Annotated in this window: 19 protein-coding genes and 1 pseudogene; 6 read left to right on the forward strand and 14 right to left on the reverse strand. The window is 68.4% G+C overall.

The features are described 5' to 3' along the window. The 7 genes and pseudogenes from ACF1G2_RS00005 to ACF1G2_RS00035 all read right to left on the reverse strand — a co-directional run. Positions 1-397 (reverse strand): annotated as a pseudogene (locus ACF1G2_RS00005) (hypothetical protein); the annotation flags it as partial. 69 nt (positions 398-466) lie between these two features. Further along, positions 467-1,213 (reverse strand): hypothetical protein, encoded by a 747-nt coding sequence (locus ACF1G2_RS00010; RefSeq protein ID WP_391795999.1) that lies wholly within the window; start codon positions 1,211-1,213, stop codon positions 467-469. A gap of 126 nt (positions 1,214-1,339) precedes the next feature. Further along, positions 1,340-2,386 carry a tyrosine-type recombinase/integrase gene (locus tag ACF1G2_RS00015; protein ID WP_391796996.1) on the reverse strand — a complete coding sequence of 349 codons (1,047 nt, stop codon included), beginning with the start codon at positions 2,384-2,386 and terminating at the stop codon, positions 1,340-1,342. Positions 2,387-2,668: 282 nt separating this feature from the next. Continuing rightward, positions 2,669-3,712: a hypothetical protein gene (locus ACF1G2_RS00020; protein WP_391796000.1), complete on the reverse strand. Its 1,044-nt coding sequence runs from the start codon at positions 3,710-3,712 to the stop codon at positions 2,669-2,671. 116 nt (positions 3,713-3,828) lie between these two features. Next, entirely contained in the window at positions 3,829-4,446 is a 618-nt protein-coding gene (locus tag ACF1G2_RS00025; RefSeq protein WP_391796001.1) for a tyrosine-type recombinase/integrase, read from the reverse strand. Positions 4,447-5,111: 665 nt separating this feature from the next. Then, complete coding sequence (locus tag ACF1G2_RS00030; RefSeq protein ID WP_391796002.1) at positions 5,112-5,549, reverse strand: hypothetical protein; 438 nt, start codon at positions 5,547-5,549, stop codon at positions 5,112-5,114. Beyond that, complete coding sequence (locus ACF1G2_RS00035) at positions 5,546-5,785, reverse strand: hypothetical protein (RefSeq protein WP_391796003.1); 240 nt, start codon at positions 5,783-5,785, stop codon at positions 5,546-5,548. The genes ACF1G2_RS00030 and ACF1G2_RS00035 overlap by 4 nt, the downstream gene beginning before the upstream one ends. Positions 5,786-6,259: 474 nt before the next feature. Between ACF1G2_RS00035 and ACF1G2_RS00040 the strand changes: the two genes are divergently transcribed. Together ACF1G2_RS00040 and ACF1G2_RS00045 are read left to right on the forward strand one after the other, a co-directional pair. After that, the gene (locus ACF1G2_RS00040; protein WP_391796997.1) at positions 6,260-6,433 is read left to right on the forward strand and encodes a DUF6233 domain-containing protein; all 174 of its coding nucleotides are present in this window, start codon (positions 6,260-6,262) and stop codon (positions 6,431-6,433) included. A gap of 67 nt (positions 6,434-6,500) precedes the next feature. Beyond that, positions 6,501-6,692, forward strand: coding sequence for a hypothetical protein (locus tag ACF1G2_RS00045; protein ID WP_391796004.1), 192 nt, complete (start codon positions 6,501-6,503; stop codon positions 6,690-6,692). A 177-nt stretch (positions 6,693-6,869) separates the two neighbouring features. Here ACF1G2_RS00045 and ACF1G2_RS00050 read toward each other — a convergent pair whose 3' ends face one another. After that, on the reverse strand, positions 6,870-7,043 hold the full coding sequence (locus ACF1G2_RS00050) for a nuclear transport factor 2 family protein (RefSeq protein WP_391796998.1): 174 nt from the start codon (positions 7,041-7,043) through the stop codon (positions 6,870-6,872). Between ACF1G2_RS00050 and ACF1G2_RS00055 the strand changes: the two genes are divergently transcribed. Together ACF1G2_RS00055 and ACF1G2_RS00060 are read left to right on the forward strand one after the other, a co-directional pair. Next, on the forward strand, positions 7,015-7,299 hold the full coding sequence (locus ACF1G2_RS00055; protein WP_391796005.1) for a hypothetical protein: 285 nt from the start codon (positions 7,015-7,017) through the stop codon (positions 7,297-7,299). The genes ACF1G2_RS00050 and ACF1G2_RS00055 overlap by 29 nt on opposite strands. A gap of 462 nt (positions 7,300-7,761) precedes the next feature. Next, a complete protein-coding gene (locus tag ACF1G2_RS00060) occupies positions 7,762-8,385 on the forward strand; it encodes a glycine-rich domain-containing protein (protein ID WP_391796006.1) in 624 nt (207 codons plus the stop codon). Positions 8,386-8,408: 23 nt separating this feature from the next. Here ACF1G2_RS00060 and ACF1G2_RS00065 read toward each other — a convergent pair whose 3' ends face one another. From ACF1G2_RS00065 to ACF1G2_RS00075, 3 genes are all read right to left on the reverse strand, one after another. Next, a complete protein-coding gene (locus tag ACF1G2_RS00065; RefSeq protein ID WP_391796007.1) occupies positions 8,409-8,708 on the reverse strand; it encodes a hypothetical protein in 300 nt (99 codons plus the stop codon). 50 nt (positions 8,709-8,758) lie between these two features. Beyond that, a protein-coding gene (locus ACF1G2_RS00070) for an IS5 family transposase (protein ID WP_391796008.1) occupies positions 8,759-9,635 on the reverse strand; the annotation gives its coding sequence in 2 pieces (ribosomal slippage) (positions 8,759-9,244 and positions 9,246-9,635; 876 coding nt in all). A gap of 519 nt (positions 9,636-10,154) precedes the next feature. Further along, entirely contained in the window at positions 10,155-10,625 is a 471-nt protein-coding gene (locus ACF1G2_RS00075) for a lamin tail domain-containing protein (protein ID WP_391796009.1), read from the reverse strand. Positions 10,626-10,783: 158 nt separating this feature from the next. Between ACF1G2_RS00075 and ACF1G2_RS00080 the strand changes: the two genes are divergently transcribed. Continuing rightward, the gene (locus ACF1G2_RS00080) at positions 10,784-11,083 is read left to right on the forward strand and encodes a hypothetical protein (protein ID WP_391796010.1); all 300 of its coding nucleotides are present in this window, start codon (positions 10,784-10,786) and stop codon (positions 11,081-11,083) included. A gap of 448 nt (positions 11,084-11,531) precedes the next feature. Here the strand turns inward: ACF1G2_RS00080 and ACF1G2_RS00085 are convergent, their stop codons facing one another. Continuing rightward, positions 11,532-12,482, reverse strand: coding sequence for an ADP-ribosylglycohydrolase family protein (locus ACF1G2_RS00085; RefSeq protein ID WP_391796011.1), 951 nt, complete (start codon positions 12,480-12,482; stop codon positions 11,532-11,534). 607 nt (positions 12,483-13,089) lie between these two features. Here ACF1G2_RS00085 and ACF1G2_RS00090 point away from each other — a divergent pair. Further along, positions 13,090-15,153 carry a PP2C family protein-serine/threonine phosphatase gene (locus tag ACF1G2_RS00090; protein ID WP_391796012.1) on the forward strand — a complete coding sequence of 688 codons (2,064 nt, stop codon included), beginning with the start codon at positions 13,090-13,092 and terminating at the stop codon, positions 15,151-15,153. A 379-nt stretch (positions 15,154-15,532) separates the two neighbouring features. On the opposite strand, the gene ACF1G2_RS00095 is transcribed toward ACF1G2_RS00090, so the two are convergent. Both ACF1G2_RS00095 and ACF1G2_RS00100 read right to left on the reverse strand, forming a co-directional pair. Further along, on the reverse strand, positions 15,533-16,021 hold the full coding sequence (locus ACF1G2_RS00095) for a hypothetical protein (protein WP_391796013.1): 489 nt from the start codon (positions 16,019-16,021) through the stop codon (positions 15,533-15,535). A gap of 165 nt (positions 16,022-16,186) precedes the next feature. Continuing rightward, positions 16,187-16,756, reverse strand: a complete 570-nt coding sequence (locus tag ACF1G2_RS00100) for a suppressor of fused domain protein (RefSeq protein WP_391796014.1) — start codon at positions 16,754-16,756, stop codon at positions 16,187-16,189. Positions 16,757-16,970: the final 214 nt, after the last annotated feature.

Here is a 16,970-nt window from a genome sequence, read left to right on the forward strand (position 1 = left end):
CAATGAGCGTGATGCGGCGGATCCTCGCGCGCTGGAACGCCATCGCGTCCAGGAGTCGCATTGCTGCGGTGCGGAGGGCGTCGGTGTGGGCGGAGGGCTGGGGTAGGCGGCGGGTGCGTTGGGTGGTGCCGCCGCCGGCGAGGCGGACCTCGAGGGTGAGACCGCGGGCGATCTGGTCGCGGCCGCGGATCCGGTCCCCGAGCGTGACCGCGAGATCCAGCAGGGCGGCGCGGACGATGACCGGGTCCAGCATGTCCCGCTCGAATCCGAACGACGCGCTCGTCGACTCAGGCATCCGCTGGACGGCCACGGCCCTGGGGTCTATACCGCGTGCCCGGTTGCGCAGCGTCCTTCCGGCCTTGCCGCCGAGGATGCGGCACACGACGGTCTCGTCCATCGCGGCGAGCGCCGCGATCGTGTGCAGACCGTAGTTCTGGAGCTGGGCGGCCTGGGCGGGTTCTCTGAACTACCGGCGAGGCGTGGTCGGGGCCGCCTGCTCTCCCGATGCTGATGCCAGCCACGTCCGCCAGACGTGGCGGGTGTTCGGTACCTGAGGACGATCGAGAAGCCAGAGAAGGTAGCCAGCGTGCAGCCGAGCCCAGGGGTTGTCCGAATGGACCGCCTCACCCAGCCTTCTGCGCAGGTCCTCGCTGTCGACTGCACGGGCAACGCGAACGTACTCGCGATCTTTGCATCGGTAGGCCCGTCGGACGACGACTTCGACGAGGCTGGTCAGTCTCTCCCTGACCGTCTCGTTGTGGCCGGGGACCGCCAGGCGGCGAATGAGGGTCTGCTTAGTTCCCCAAGCCTTGGCGTGCTCTGTCCATTCCTGCGGATACAGCGCTTCCCACTCCAGAAATAGAAGCGCGTACGGCAGACCCGGCCAGGACGTGATCCCCACCCCGCTGGTGCCCTCCCACAATGCGTCGGGAAGGCAGTGTCTGCGGACGTCGTAGTACTCCTCGCGTGCCCGCTTGAAGGCGGACTCCCTGTACTGCTCCTCCGTCCCCATCGGCAACGTGAGCTGCCACAACTCGTTGGACCGCTCTAGAGCGTCCCAGGCGTTCCTCCTGGACTTAGCCAGGTGGGCAAGCGCGGCCGCTCGGGCAGCGGGATCATCCGCTATGAGATCAAACGCCCACCCCAGCCGGGCGCTCCAGCCACCGGCGTCATCGTCGCCCGAGCCCACGACTGCCCCTATATCGTTCGTCACGCCGGAGATCATCTCCTAGGCTAGGCGGCACGTACATTCGTTTCCGACTGCCTCCGCCACCGGGCTCACCGATGCCGTTCAAAGCAGCGAGGCGGCAGGTGCCCGTAGGGCAGAGCAATGGCGTGTTCAGCGCTGTCTGCCCTCTCGCGGTCGGAAGGCAACAGTGGGCATACCGAGGTCGACGTTGCGGCTGGGGCGGGCAGGAAAGTCGTCCAGTTGAGTGAGCTTGTCGTTGGCTCCGGCGAGGCTGACGCGAAGGCCTTCGATCTCGCCGAGCCACCCTTCTCGCTCAGCTTCGGCAATGCGGTCGAGGAGGTTCTGGCGGATCTCGATAAGTCGTGGTCGCTGTGCGGGATCGGGCCGCAGCAGTGAGCAGCGCACACAGGCGTGCTCATGGACACACGGGGTTCCAAAGGCTCGTGCGCATGTCCCAAGTGACAGCTTGCGCTTCTCGAAGTGGGCGAGGAAGGCATCCCACTCGTCGTTGGTGGGCGTGCGGTACTCCGTGCCCGGCCGGAGAGCGCGGCGGCGGGCGATGAACCCGCGGTGCGCCTCGATGGCTTCGGTGGGGTAAAGCGCCTTGTAGCCCATGGTGGTCTCCAGGCTTTTGTGGCCGCAGATGACCTGGGCGATGTGGGGTGGCAGACCGTTGAGGATGGCGTCGGTGACGAAGATCCGGCGGAAGTCGTGCGGTTGGAAGTGCAGAGGGTCGCCTCCGGCTGTGGTCAGGCCGGACGCCTCGAGGATCTCTGTGAGGGACTTGCGGATGGTCCCAGCAGAGACCGGCCGATTCTGTCCTGCCCGCCGCCACTGAAACAGCAGCGGCATCGGAGGGTTCCACACGCGTTCCGCGGCGTCGTAGGCGGCGATGGACGGGACGACGCCTGAGGCATCACGCACGCGGGCGACCATGATGGACAGCACATCGGCCAGCTCCGGGCTGACGAGCAGTATGCGTTCTTCGTCTGTCTTGGACGGGGCGATCTGCAGCAATGGAACTACCTCGCCGGTCGTGGGCAACTTGTACTGCACGATGCTGTGGTGGCTGATCTCCAGCATCTCCTCGATGCGGGCTCCGGTGTGCTGGAAGAATTCGATGGCGGCCCAGCCCCAGAACGCTCGGTTCTCGGCGTCCTTTAGGTATCGGCGTCGGCCCGCAGAGTCGAAGGCCAGCGTGGGTGCCTCTCTCGGGCGCCTGTTCTTGGGCTTGGGTTTGGTGAACGTTTCGCCGAGAACGGTGACTCCGTACCGAGACCGGCGGCCGTCAAGGCGGCCAGACGCTCCTGTGCCTCCGCCAGGCGCTGGCGGGCGCACGCGAGGAGCTGCGGCAGCGCGGGCAGCCGCTCGCGAGTCCGGTGGTCCACACGCGCCTTTACGCGCTTATGGTGCTTGGCGAAGTCCAGCTCGGAGGACTTCACAGGGCTTGGCGCGACCCATGGACCCCACCGTGCCGGCTCATGCGCTGCCCACTGGGCGAGGTCCTGGTAGAACGCCTTGACCGTCGCCAGAATCGGGGTCGGCTTCAGGCGAGGCAGAGTGACCTGGGCGAGCGTTCCGTCGGCCTGACGCCGTACGACGGTCTTCGTCCGCAACCGCGTCTTCCACGCGGCGGCCACATCCGGTTCGAGATGGAGCGAATCGATCCCCGGATGATGCGCTTCCAGATCCGCCCAGAACCGCCCAGAACCGCCGAGCGAGGGTCCGGGACAACTCTTCCAGAGTGTTGAAGTCCAGCGCGGGGGCGCGTTCGCTGAGGTATTCGACCAGGAGATCGGGTACGCGGCGGCACTTCAGCTGGTACCGGTCGACGAACATTTCCACACTGGCCTGTCCGGTGTAGACAGTTACCGAGCGCAGCGTGGCCGGCGCTTCCGGGGGGAAGTTCCCAAGGTCCTTCAGAAGTGCGTAGAAGAGCGACATCGCGGGGAGACGGCTTTGGGCCCGTTCCTCCTTGGTCCTTCGCAATTCCAGGCAGTCGCCCACTGTGATCTCGTCGACGCTGCCGCCCTTGGCAAGGAGGAGAGAGGCGATCTGTCCCTGGGCTGTCCGACACACAGCAGACTCCCATGACTCTCCGGCCACCGTCCGCAGAGCGTCGTGGCCAGCGGGATCACGGACGAGGAGCCAGTGGTGAATAGCAGGCGACTGGCGGGCCAGGAGCCATCCCAGCGCGGGGCGGATCACGTCAGCGCCAGCCATGTGCAGAACTCCGGATCGCAGCTCGTTATGGACCGTCCGCAAAGACGCAGCCTTCTTCGGTCTGCGCAGATAGAGCCCAGAGAGCTCGGCAGCCTGGAGTTGCGCAGCGACGAGATCCGCCCAGCGCGTGCCCATCACGTCCGAGCCGGACGCCATCCACCTCTCCTGCCACGTCGTTCCCGGAAAGGCGGACAACCATTCCAGAAGCCGGCGCACCCCACGCAAACGTGAGTCATGGGCCTTGTCCGATCCGCTCCAGGAGAAGTCCTTCAGCAGCGCGAGTACGTCCTGCCGACCCATAGCCGTGCGATCCCATGAAGCAGGCACCGGTCGAGGTGGGAACCGCACCAGAAGATCTCGGTAGACGCTTCCCACCAAGGCGTCCTGCTCTGCTCCCGTTACCAACGCGACAGCCGTCACCAGCCCCTCCCGAACAGGACGTCGAGACTCTCCGGCTTATAGCCCGGCGCCGGAACCGCAGGCGTCGCCCACCCCGTGGCGCGACGAGCATGAAACGCTTTCAGACCCTCGATCACTTCATCGAGCCCTGCCGCCAGGTAGATCTGAGTTGTCGACAGATGCGCGTGACCGAGCACCCACTGCACATGAGTGAGCGGCAGATGCGGATCCTGTGCCATCCGGTAGGACGCCGTGTGCCGAAGGTCGTGCAAAGTCCAGTTCGACCCCAACAGGGACTGCGCCCGCATCAGCATTGCCCTGGCAGCGTGATAGTTCAGCGGCCGCCACGGCCGGCGCAATGTCATCCACAACGGCTTGTCCCTCCCCCGCGGGACACCAGCCTGAAACGACTCCTCCTGGTACAGCCGCAGCCACACGAAAGTGTCCGGTGACGCTGGGAGCGCCTGGGATTCACGCGTTCCCTTGCGCACGACAGTGATCAACTGCTCGCCTGGATCCGCGTCCGACTCCGTGCCCGAAAGCAGCTCCGCAGCCCGAGCCCCGGTGGACACCCACGCTGCCAGTAGCGCGCGGTCGCGGTGGTGCTTCAGAGCTGCAAACAGGGCGTCGAACATCGCATCGGGGATCCGCCTCGGCACTCGCTTAGGGACACGCGGCCGGTATCGACCCGTCCTCTCGGGCCTCCACGAGTCCATCGGATTGTGATGGGCGTGGGCCCTTCCACCACGGCGCGACCGATCCAGAGGGAAGGGGTTGAGCAATGGCCCCGTCCCCTCCTCCATCTGAAAGGCGTAGAACGCGCGAAGCACGGTCTCTGCGTGGGCTCGGGTCGAGGCTGCGTACCTCGTGCCAGGCCCAGCTTTCCCCGTGACAGCGTTGACAACCGCATCGGCATTGCGCTGCTCAGGAAGCAGGGCATCGACCCCGGTTCCTCGCTGCCTCCAGTGCACACGCACGGGTTTGGGCGCCACCTGCATCCAACGAGCGAAGTCTCGTCCCTCGACCCGCGTGGCGCGCTGCCACTCGACGTTCCAGGCCCAAAGGAACCGGAACCAGCGCAGTAAGTCCATGCCATACGACCGCAAGGTCGCTTCTGGCTTCCCTGACGCCTGCAGTTCCGAGAACCAGACCGTCACTGGCACCACGGGGTTCCCGCGTATGTCCAGCAATTGAAACGGCTCGTATCGATTGCCGGTCTCTGTCAGCCGTCCCCAGTCGGGGAGAACGAAGCTCTTCAAGTCTCGTAGAGGCTCATCACGGTCGAGCATGACCCGGGAAGCTAGCAGCGCAGCCCTGTGACCTGGCCATATTTCGGTCTTAGTTCAGTCAATAGGGGGCCGATGCCGTGTAGGGCGCGGATCGGCAGCGGGCCGAGGAAGTCTTGTACCGCGCGGTGGTCGGGGAAATACCGGACGCCGGCAGGGCCAAAGTGGACGGAAGCGGTGGCGGCGGTCGCCCAGGTGTCGGCGACACCGATATGGGTGTCGATGCCGGTCTGGACGAGGGCCTGCACGCGGAAACGCGTCGCGAGCTCGCCGGCGTTGACGCCGAAGAACCGGAGCGAGCCCTTGACCTGCGCGAGCGCTGCCAGCGGCGGGAGCGGCTGCACCTGCGGGGTGAAGCCGGTCAGCAGCTCCAGGACGCGGCGGTGGTCCTCTGCGGAGGTGTCCGGACGGCACCGGACATGCCAGATCACAGACGTCTGTGCGTCGCTCATGCGGCACCCGCTCTCTCTCGCTCGGCCCGGCGGACCAGGTCGAGGAGGTCCGCGCGCCCGGCGGCCGGGCGGGGGTGCGCCCAGTAGGGGTGGAAGTACACGTCGGCCGAGAGCCGTACGAGGCGGCGGCGCAGCGCGGTGGTGCGCCGGACGTCGGGCTGGGCGAGTGCCTCGTAGGTGTGGACCCAGGATCGCTGGGCGGCCACGAGGTCGTCGGGGAACGGAGCGTGCCTCACACTTCTAATAGAGCATATGTTCGAATTAATGTGCACGCTACGCCGCACCGGCTCGCTGGGAACACTGGTGCCACCCTGACCCCGCCCGCCGCCGACCTGACCCGAAGAAGAGCACCATGACCGCCCCCGCCTCGCGGAACCTCCCCGCGAACATGTGCCCGCCCCACCTCCTCGGCAGATGCGCGAAATGCGCTGCTCCCTGCCACCGGTACGGCCTCGGAGGCTCGCCCCTGTGCCAGACGCACCAGCAAGAGGTGGCGGAGCTGCAGAAGCCCAAGCGGCACCTCGCCGCATCGGCGTGATGCCGCGATGTCCGAGCTCCCGCCTGACCTCCCCCGGCTCCGGACCCTGGAGCACTGGCTGGCGCTGTCCCTGGACCGCGTCCGCCGCCGGATCGCCGAGGTCGAGATCCGCGAGGCCTAGCTCCGGCCGCTCCGTCACCTGGCGGAAGGGCCAGGCTGGGTCATGTCCTAGCTGCGCGTAGGCGGACGCCCCATCGCCGACAGCGTGCACATCGGCGACTGCGCGCTCGCCGGCCCTCGGAAACGACCCCTCGGCCCGGACCAGGCCCGCCACGCGCTGGCCGACGGCGGGATACGCGCCTGCGAGGTCTGCCGCCCGGACACCAAGCTCGGCATCTTCGAGTGAACGCAGCCGCCTGGTGGAGGCGAACAGTCACCGCGCCTGCCACCGTCCTGCGTGCCAGAGTCATCTCATGACCGCAGACGTCACCCGCCCGGCCCGCATCACCGTGCTGGGCGTCCTGCCTGGCACCCCGCCCTTCCGCCCCATTGAAATCGACGGGGAGCTCGTCGGGAGGGCGACGTCGCTGGCGGACGTGGTGCTTATGGCCAGGGATGTGGCGATCGCCATCCATGATCTCGACGACCCGGCCGAGGTCCGTTAGGTCGGGGGAGACCGATACACCTGGACCGTGCGCTGACGCTTTCATCTGTCTCGCGGGTTCAAATCCCTCGGCACCGCAGCCGAGCAGGGCGTAATAGGGAACGGGCCTGCCGTTTCGCGCCGGCTCGACAGAAGTGGTGCCAGAACCGGAGAGAGTGACTCGTCGGCAAGCAGGTCGTCAGGTGGTGACCGTGTCGGCATGCCGGTGCGCGAACCGCCAGGCCCCGGCCTCCCTGCGGTAAACCTGGGTGGCGCGAAGCGTGTAGGTACGGGGCTGCCCGTCCACGGAGGCGGATGTGTGCTCCAGGCCGACGGTGTAGGCCATGTCGCCGTTGACGTCGCAGGCGTGCAGCTCGAATGCGTACGACGTGCAGTCGGAGAAGGTCTTCGCGGCGGCTGGTGAACAGGGCCTCGATCTCCTCGCGCCCCACGGCGGTGCGCCACGCTCCCAGGACGCTTACCGGCTCGGTGCGCGACCAGAGCGCCCGCCGGGGAGCGGCGTCGCCGTTGTGCAACGCGACCTGCGCCTCGTACAACGCGGTCCCCAACCAGGCCAGGAAGTCGTCTCGATCGCCCATGTCTTCATCATGACCGGCCGCCCTGCCTGAGGCCTACGCTGCAGACGCCCTGGGCTACACAGCAGGCGGCGACGCCGTGGCTTTGTTCACAAGAACGGGTTCTGGCCCAAATTCTGTGAAGTCGGGCCGATCTTCAGTCGCCGGGGGATGGAGGGGCGCCGGCCGCCCTTGCGGCCCTGAGCCGCGGTGCCACGCAGTCCGCCGTAGGCCGCGGACAGATCGCCTCGTCCCAGGCCAGGCCCTGCATCGGCTGTCGGGGTGAACGGGCGTATCAGTGCGGGCGGAGTGTCGTTGTGTCCCGGGGATAGCCCCGCCCCGGCTACGACGGAGGATGCATCGTGTACGCGAAGAAGACATGGGGGGGCGGGTGTCACCGCCCTGGCCGCCCTGGCCCTGCTGACCGGCGCTCCGGTCACCTCGGCACTGGCCGCACCGGCCGCCCCTGCCGCTCCTGGCGGGACGTTGGAGTTCACGGAGGATGATGCCTTCATCGTGGACGGCAACTTCACCGTGGAACTGTGGGGGGCAGGCGGCGGTGGGGCCGTAGGGGGCATCGGCGGTTACGGGGGCGCCTCTACCTGGTCGGGTGGTGGTGGCGGTGGCGCTGGTGGGGGCGGTGGCGGCGGCGGCTACTACGTCGAGTGCCGACTGACGGGAGTCAAGCCGGGCACCGAGTTCGAGGTCCACATCGGCCGGGGCGGCCAGCCCTCCACTCCCCCGACCGACGGCGACGGCGTTCCCACCGCCGGCGGGGATTCGTGGATCACCGTCGCCGGTCGCACCATTGTTTTGGCCGAGGGTGGACGCGGCGCCGCCGGTCCTACCGCCGGGGGCTCGGATGCCGTCGATCTGCGGCGCGGCCTCGGGGGCAAGGGGAAGGCCGGCGGGTATCACGGGCCCGGCGCGATCTGCACGCCCACGGCCGGCATCGATACCGACCGCCTCGCCTCGCGGGACGGGGGAAGCGGCACGGCGGGCGCGACGGCACGGACGGCGCCGACGGCCGCAACGGCTTCCTCGGAATCGGGGGCAGCCCGGGCCGGGGAGGCGACGGCGGAGTCGGCTTCAAGGGCCACGGCGGCGGAGGCGAGGGCCGGGGCGGGAACCCCGGCCTAGGGTCTGTTGTGAAAGTGGCGTCGTCAGTCGCCGTTGAAGACGAGATACCGGTGGGCCTTGCGCTCGATTTGAGCGGTCAGCGCAAGGATCTCGTGCACCGCCTCGGCTTCTTCGGCGGCTGAGCCGTTCGCCAAGGCCCGGAGTTCCGGGATGAGGACTCTGAGCTGCGACCGGTTGAACACGGTGTCGTCGCAGGGATCGACGTATCCGAGCATGGGCAGGTTCTGGCTCGCCGCCTGTCTGCACAGGTCAGCGATGGATGGATGTACGCACGTGGCTTCGACCGTGCCTGTGAATGTCCGAACCTGAACGCTGATCCCCATGGGAGCACGCTACTGCCCGACAGTTGGTGTCACCGAAGCATTTACAGAGGTCAGAGCCATTCGTTGATGGCTGCGATCAGCACGGTCGCTTCGTAGCGGACGGGGAGTTTGTCGTACCGCGTGGCGACGGCCCGGTGGCGCTTGAGCCGGTTGATCCCGCACTCGACCGCGTGCCGCTGCTTGTAATCGTCCTTGTCGAACGCCGGCGGCCGCCCGCCACGCGAGCCACGCTTCAACCGGTTGCGCACGCGGTCCGCCGGAACCGGGATGGTGGCCTTGATCCCGCGTCTGCGCAGGTAGGAGCGGTTACTGCGGGAGTCGTACGCCTTATCGGCCCGGACTCGGTCCGGGCGCTTGCGTGGCCTGCCCAGACCCAGCCTGGGAACCCGGATGGCTTCCAGGACTGCCTCGAACTGCGGGGAGTCGCCCCGCTGCCCGGCTGTGATCACGACGGACAGGGGCTTCTGCCCCTGCTCGACCGCAAGGTGGATCTTGCTGGTCAGTCTGCCGGGGGAGCGTCCGAGGCCGTGGTCGGCCGGCTCGACGAAGATCCCGCCGGGCGGTTCCTTCTGCAGGTCCCCCTTTTTTCACCGCCCCGGCAGCGTGCTGGTGGGCCCGGCAGACGGTGGAGTCGACGTTGACCTCCCAGGTGATCAGGCCCTTCGCGTCGGCCTCGGCCTGGAGCTGGGTGAGGATGCGGGCCCAGGTGCCGTCCCGCTGCCAGCGACGGAACAGCTCATAGACCCGGTCCCACGGCCCATAACGTTCCGGCACATCACGCCACGGGGCGCCGGTCCGGGTCCGCCACCGTATGCCGTCTATCAGCTGCCGCCGCGTCCACACCTGCGGCCGACCTGGCTTGATGCCCCGCGGCAGCAACGGCTCAAGCCGGGCCCACTGGCCGTTCGTCAGATCCCCACGCCCCACAGCAGGTGATCATCAACGAACAAGATCCACTTTCGCAACAGACCCTAGGCGGCCTTCCCGTCTACGGCGGCAGGCCGGGCGGGACCGGCGGCACCGACGGCACCTTCGGAGCCGGGGCGGCAGGGGTGTACGGAGGACACGGCTACGCCGTGATCACCTGGTAGAAGGGGCAGAGGGCTGAACCGGGGCGCACCAGGTCTTCCGGTTCTGGCACAGGGAAACGTCGGCCAGGCTCGTGCCCACCTCTGGACGAGCCGCCGACCTGCCGGTTCTCCGAGGCAGCCAACCCCGGGGACCGAGGATCGGCCCGACTTCGCGGAAGTTGGACCAGAACCCGTTCTCGTGAACAAAGCCAACCGCGGCCACTCCCACCCGCAAAACACAGAGGCGACGGCGCCGGAGTCCTGACAGAGGTGTGCGCCGAGCAAGGGGGCCTGCCCGGCGCACGTTTATAGGAGTCGGCCGCCCCCGCTGTGCGCCCTGGGGGAGCGGCGAGCGGGGACGGCCGACGATGAGGGGTTAGCGGCGGTGGTGCCGGTTCCAGGACTCGGTGTCGACGGTGTGGCCGTGACGGTCCTTGAGGGTGGCCTTGTCGCGGTCGTTGTTCCAGACGTAGTTGCGGCGGTCCTGGTAGAGGTCGGTGCGGGAGTCGCGGCCCTCGCCGGTGTGAATGCGGACGGTGGCGCGGCCGGCGAGACGGTAGTCGTTGAAGCGGTAGCGGTGGCCGTCGTTGTCTCGCAGGGTCCAGCCGTCCAGGTTCACCGAGTGGCGGGTGGTGTTGGTGATCTCGATCCACTCGCCGTTCAGCGACCGGTTGGACCGGTCGTCGCGTCCGGGGCTGTCGGCCTGGACCTTGCTGATCTTCACCTTCGGGGCCCGCTGGCGGTGGTCGCCGTCGTGGGCGGCGGTCGGCAGGGCGACGGCGGAGACGATCGCGCCGGCCGCGAGGGCAGTGGCGGCGATACGACGGGCGGTCGAAGAAGCAGACATGTGTGATGTCCCCTCAAGAACAGAGCAGCCGAGCTGGCCGCCGTCCCCAACGTCTCCGACGACGAACACGACCGGGACAAGGAGACACGCCGGGCCCCTCCACCGTCCCGCGGGGCCGTTACGCGATCGATCTCGAGCCCTGGGGGCCTCCCTACGTCGTGCAGGACGATCAGGAGGACCCGAAGGCTCAGACCGGAGGGCCGCTGGTCTGCCGTGAGGAGGGCTTCGTCGTCTCGGCGGGCGTCCCGGGCACGGTGCTGATGCACCCGGAGGACGCCCTCGACCTTCAACCGCTGCCCAACGGGGAGAACAGCACCGGCTGCTGCGGGCCGACCGGTAACGAAGGACTCAACCGAGCCTGTCCCTGCGGCGCCACCGTCGCGACGCTCGCGGCGGACTGCTTCGGGCCCTACGAACTGCACCTCGACCCCGTCCGAACCTACGCATTCTCCCATTAGGCCCGCGTAACTGCCCATCCCGGAGCGCGACACGCCCGGGACGGCCTGTCACCCGGCCGCTTCACGACTACTTTCCGTCGCGAACGCACTTCGCGGACGAGCCCAGCGTCGAGCTGGACTGGTTCGGATAAGCCTGCGTCCGCTGTTCCCTACTTCGCCCCGACCCGACTCAACGCGGTCGGCTGGTGGAGATCCGGGACAACCTCGTTGACCGCATCGACGAGGCGGAAAGGGAGGGCTGGCTCGGCGAGATTGAAGGGCTCCGCGTCAGCCTGGACGGCGCCGAGTCCAAGATCAGCCAGATGGACACCGCGCCTCGCGGCGGACTGGTGAACCTCGGCATGCAACCACGTAGGGCGCCCTACCAGCGTCTTGTCCGATTGCTGGAGCATCGGCAGCTCACTCAGCAGGCACTCCTCCTGAGCCCCGTCGGCATTTATGGGGGCTATCACCCCCGCCGCATCGACAGCCCCTCTCCGAGGCGGTGTGCAAGGTGGAGCAGGTCGGGCAGGTACAGCACACGTCCGTCGAATCCTGGGAGGGGGATATGGAGCGGCTTGGTCCAGTGGACGGGGATCGCATCCAGCCCGTAATACGCCCCCGCGAGGCCTCCGGTCACTGCGGCGACGGTGTCCGTGTCACCGCCTAGGTCGATCGCCGCGCGTATCGCGTCTTCGAAGCTATCGGTGGTGCGCAGGGCCCAGACGGCGGATCCCAAACAGGGCCAGACGGCACCGTTGAACTCGGTCGCCTGATCGGGGTGCCAGTCGGGCGCGAGGACGGTGTCGTAGCGGTCGCGGTGGTCGGAGTGAACAAGATCCAAGATGTCCGGGAGCGCCGCGAGGGGGTCAGTGTCCTCGAACGTGACTCGAATGAGCTCATGGAAGATCGCGGTGCCTTCCCAGGCCGCGCGGTCCCCGTGGGTGAGGGCAGCGATACGGCGGGCCGCGTCCATGGTGGCCTCTTGGCCGGCGGCCGCGAAGTGGACTGCGGAGGTCGACGCGCGCATCAAGGAGCCGTTTCCCGCTGCTCGTTGGTTGACCTGGAAGTGGATCGCGGCGGCGAGGTCCCAGGGCATGCCGTTGGTCAGGACGTCTTCGGTCTGCAAGCCGATGTCCTTGGGCTGTGAGGCTGCCCACCGCTGGAAGCGGGCGAAAATGTCCGGCAGATCCAGTCCGCCCCGCTCCAGCAGCGACTCCGCGACCAGGACGGCCATCTGCGTGTCGTCGGTGGCCTCGCCGGGGTCCCAGCCACCGCCTCCGCACATCTCGCCACCGGCACCAGGAGCGGGAAACCGCGCGGAGAATGCGCCTTGGGGACCGAACTCGAACGGGCCGCCCAGAGCGTCACCCACCGCTGAGCCGACGACCGCGCCGGCGGCCCGCTGAATCCGCTTCATTCCCGCAGGTTATCTTCGTTACGCCGACGGCCGCACAGGCCTTTTCCTTGGTCTGGCTCCCAAACCAGATCGTCGCCCGTACAAGCGACGTGAAGGAGCTCTGAGCCCTGAAGGGGCCGACGAGCGATCCCGCATCCCATAGTTCAGAGAAGTGACCAGCCCAAAACTCACGGCTCCGGACCACATCGAACGGCCGGCGGGCATGCGTACCTCCAGGCCCCCCTTGCGGTCGGACACCCGGGCTAAGCCACGGCGCCGCTGTGATCGCATGCCCCGGATGCCATGCGCGGGGCTTGGTGCCCTGCAGGGTTCGGCGGCTGCGCCGCGTTTCGGGCTGGCTACTGGGCGGAGGGGGCGATTCGGAGCAGTTGTTGGTGCGACCGCCGGCCTCGCCCAAGGCCGGGATGACTGCGACCTGGCGCGGGGGCGCGCGAGGCTTGCTGCGGTACACGGGTGGGTGTGGGGGGACCATGGGTATGTGCGTAATGAACCAGGGCGTGGCCGGGGAGGGCCGACCGGACCTGCCGAGGACTTTGAGGGGGTTGATCAGAGGGCGCTCGGTGAGACTCTGGTGCAGGTCTGCGCGGCCGCGGGGGCGTCCATCGGCATGCTCTATTTGCCTGAGCCCGCCCGGCGTGTCCTGCATCTGGCGATGACCACCGGTCTGGCGCGTGAGTTCGCGCTGCCCTGGTCCCGAGTCGCTGCGGACGATTCCACCCCGGTGGCCGACGCGGTCCGCGAGAAGCGGTTCGTCTGGCTGGGCGGCCAGGAGGAGACGGCCCGGCGTTACCCGCGTCTCGGCCTCGTCCTGCCGTACGACTTCGCCCTCGCCGCCGCCCCGCTCGTCCCCGACCCGGCGCCCGAGGGGGCGGAGTCCATCGAGGCGGGTCTGGTCCTCCTGTGGCCCGGTTCCCACGCGCCCCACCTGACCGGCCTTGAACGCGACGCCGTGGATTCGGCCTGCGCCCAGCTCGCGAACCATCTGCGCCGGGCCGCCGACGCAGGAAACCCCGTCCGTCCGCCGGCCTACCCGGTCATGCTGCGACCGCCTCCCCCTTCCACGCCCGGACCGGCGGAGGCGGCCGCTGCCATGGCCTTCATCCGCCGGCTGCCCGGTGGTAACTGTTCCCTCGACCTGAACGGCACGATCACCTTCATCACCGCCGAGGCGGCCGAGCTGCTGGGAGAACCGGTCTCCCGGCTTCGGGGGGCCATGCCTTGGGAAGCGCTGCCCTGGATGGACACCCCTGTGATCGAGGACCACTACCGGGCCGCGGCGATCAGCCGGCTGCCGCGTAGTTTCACCGCCGCCACCCCCGGGGGCCGCTACCTGCGCTTCGACCTCCACCCGGACGACACCGGGATCAGCGTCCGCATCACCCCCGTCATCTTCGACGAGCCCGTCCCACCACCCGCAGCGCCTGTGCCCACCCCTGAAGCGCCTTCGCCCAGCCGGGCCACCGCCCTCTACCAGCTCATGCACCTAGCGGCCGCCCTCACGGAGGCCGTCCATGCCCGTGACGTCGTCGACCAGGCGGCCGACCTGCTCGTCCCCGCGCTCGGCGCCCAGGCCCTGGCCCTCTTGGTGGCCGAGGAGCAGCGCCTGCGCATCGTCGGATTCCGCGGCTATACGGCCGAGCTCATGGCCCGCTACGACGGCATCCCGCTCGGCATCCACACGGCCAGCACCCATGGCCTGCGCACGGGCGAGCCGCTGTTCTTCGCCAACGCTGACGAGCTCGCGGACGCCTTCCCCGCCGTCGTGATCGGCGACGGCATGGCGGCATGGGCCTTCCTGCCCCTCATCGCGTCCGGCCGGCCCATCGGCACCCTCATCCTGGCCTACGCCCGTCCCCGCGCATTCGTCCCCGGCGAACGGGCGATCCTGACCTCCCTCGCCGGACTCATCGCCCAAGCCCTGGACCGCGCCCGCCTCTACGACTCCACCCACCAGCTCGCCCACAGCCTCCAGACCGGCCTGCTCCCGCACGCCCTGCCCGGCGTCCCGCACCTCGAAGTGGCCGCCCGCTACCTGCCAGCGGCACACGGGCTCGACATCGGCGGCGACTTCTACGACCTCATCCGGATCGACGACACCACCGTCGCAGCCGCCGTCGGCGACGTCCAAGGCCACAATGTGAACGCCGCCGCCCTCATGGGCCAGGTCCGCACAGCAGTCCACGCCAGCGCCGGAGCACATCCGGCAGAGGTCCTCGCACGCACCAACCGGCTCCTGACTGACCTCGAACCGGGACTGTTCACCAGCTGCGTGTACGCCCACATCGACCTCGCGGCCCGCACCGCCCACCTCGCCACGGCCGGCCACCCGCCCCCGCTCCTCCGCCACGCCCACCGCCCAGCGCAGACGCTGCACCTGCCGCCCGGACTGCTCCTCGGCATCGACCCGGACACCTCGTACACGGCCGTCGAGATCCCGTTCGAGCCCGGCACCTTGCTCACGCTGTACACCGACGGCCTGATCGAGGTTCCCGGCGAGGACCTGGAGGACGGCATCGCGGCCGTCGCTGCCCGCATCACTGCGGCTCCGGAACACCACCCGGTGAACCTGCTGGCGGACGACCTCGTCGGCCAGGCTCGCGGCGGAGCGCCCCGTACCGACGACATCGCCCTGCTCCTGCTGCGCTTCGCCCAAAAAGGACTGCATGCGTGACGGGGCCCGGAGCGATCCTTCTCGCGGGCTGCAGCTCGCCACCCAAGGCGGCTGACATCGGCGCCGAGCGGGACTGGAACATCAACTCCCGCCAGCAGTCCAACCTGTCCTCCGGCACGCAAGAGTGGCCGGGCCCGGCGCACCTAACGGCGGATCAGGCTGTGCGCCGTACAACGGTATTCCCTACGGTCGGTGTCGGCACCACTGGCAGGACGGTGCACCCGTGGGCCGGTCCGCGTTCCTTCGCACGTACGCGGACCGGCCGTGCCACATGTCGAGCCGGGACCTGCCGTGCGACGTCGGCCGATTGCGACGCTCGGTCGCAGGCTGGACGCTCAGCCACAGGCGAGCGTCCCGCATGTCGACGCGACGCTCCTGCTCAAACGCTGTCGATACGGTCGAGCATCGCCCTGGCCTCCCCGGTGCGACGGTGGCCCGGGCCAAAGGCGGCCAGGCAGGCGTGTTGGGCGGCTGCGGCCAGCGGACGGGCCTCGGTGTCACGCCCCAGACCGAGGAGGGCGGTGGCCATGACCAGCTCGACTGCGCCGGTTTCCGAGCGGCGCTGCTCTCGGGGCAGACTGCGGCACAGCTCCTCGGCACGCTCCGTTTCGGCGAAAGCCTCCTTGTGGCGGCCTTGACCGTTGAGGCTGCGGGCCAGACCGAGACGCGGTACCAGGGTGAACCGGTCCGGTACGCAATGGGCGGCGAGTGCCTCGCACGCCAGCGCCTCGGCCTCCGAGTGGCGCCCCAGCTCGGTGAGGGCGAAGATCTGCCCGTTGCGGGCGGCCGTAGTTAGTGCTGGCGACGGGCAGCCGGATCTCTGCCAGCACTGCAACCCGGGGCCGCTTGGGGTGGGCAGCGTCTGCAACCGGCGCGCGTCTACCGCAGGCGGGAGCGAGGAGGCGCTCTCCACTGTGATCGACGCCGACCGCGCAGGATGCTCAAGCGTCAGATGTTCGGCCGAGCCGGCTTCGCGCTCCTACACAAGCGAGTCCCGCTCGCCCGATGCAGTCCACCAGCCGCCCTCCCCAGATCAGATCGCGGGGCGCCGGAGCACGTCGGTGGGCACCCAGCCGCTCTTCCAGAAGGCTTCAAGTCCGTACTCGTTGATGAACTGCCGCTCGACCTCGTGGATGGGGTACACCCCTTGGATGTTGATCACGTCGTGGCCCTCGTGTCCCGGAATGCCGACGTCGAGGCCCAGGTAGTCGTCTCTGTCGAGGACCAGCGGCGCGAACACGCAGAATGCCGTCATCTCCGAGTCGGGCACGATGCGCTCACCGAAGTTGATCGTGCTGCCGTAGCTGAATGGGCAGGTTCCACGGAGCTGCTCGGCGAGGAAGCCCACGGCGTGGGCCCAGATCACGTCGGTCGAGTTCACGCTGAGGCAGAGTTCCGGCGAGCCGTGCTGCCAATCGGGATGCTCTGCCAGCGACAAGCCGTAGGTGAGCGCCGTGAGAAGACCGTCCGGCAGGTTGTCGTAAACGATCTCCGTCACGCCCCGCAGCCCCTGCTTGGTCGACTCGACGGGGAAGAAGCGGGGCTCCATTCCTCCGGAAAGTCGATCAAGATGGGCGAGGTAATTCTCAACGCGGCTGGTCATGAGGCCAGCCTGCACGATCGCTCACCGGCGCACGCCACCGGGGCCGTCACCAGTCACGCTCCGCGACAGGTCCACAGAAGTTGACCCAGAACCCGAGAAGGGACAACGGTTGCTCATCGATTCCCGGGCTGGCTTCGATCACTTCTTTCGACAGCGTTTGTTAACGAGTTTCGCCGTCAGCGTCCGGTCGATGGCTTCGCGGATCGTCACGAGT

This window comes from Streptomyces sp. NPDC013457, from assembly GCF_043089925.1.
Taxonomy (GTDB): Bacteria; Actinomycetota; Actinomycetes; order Streptomycetales; family Streptomycetaceae; genus Streptomyces.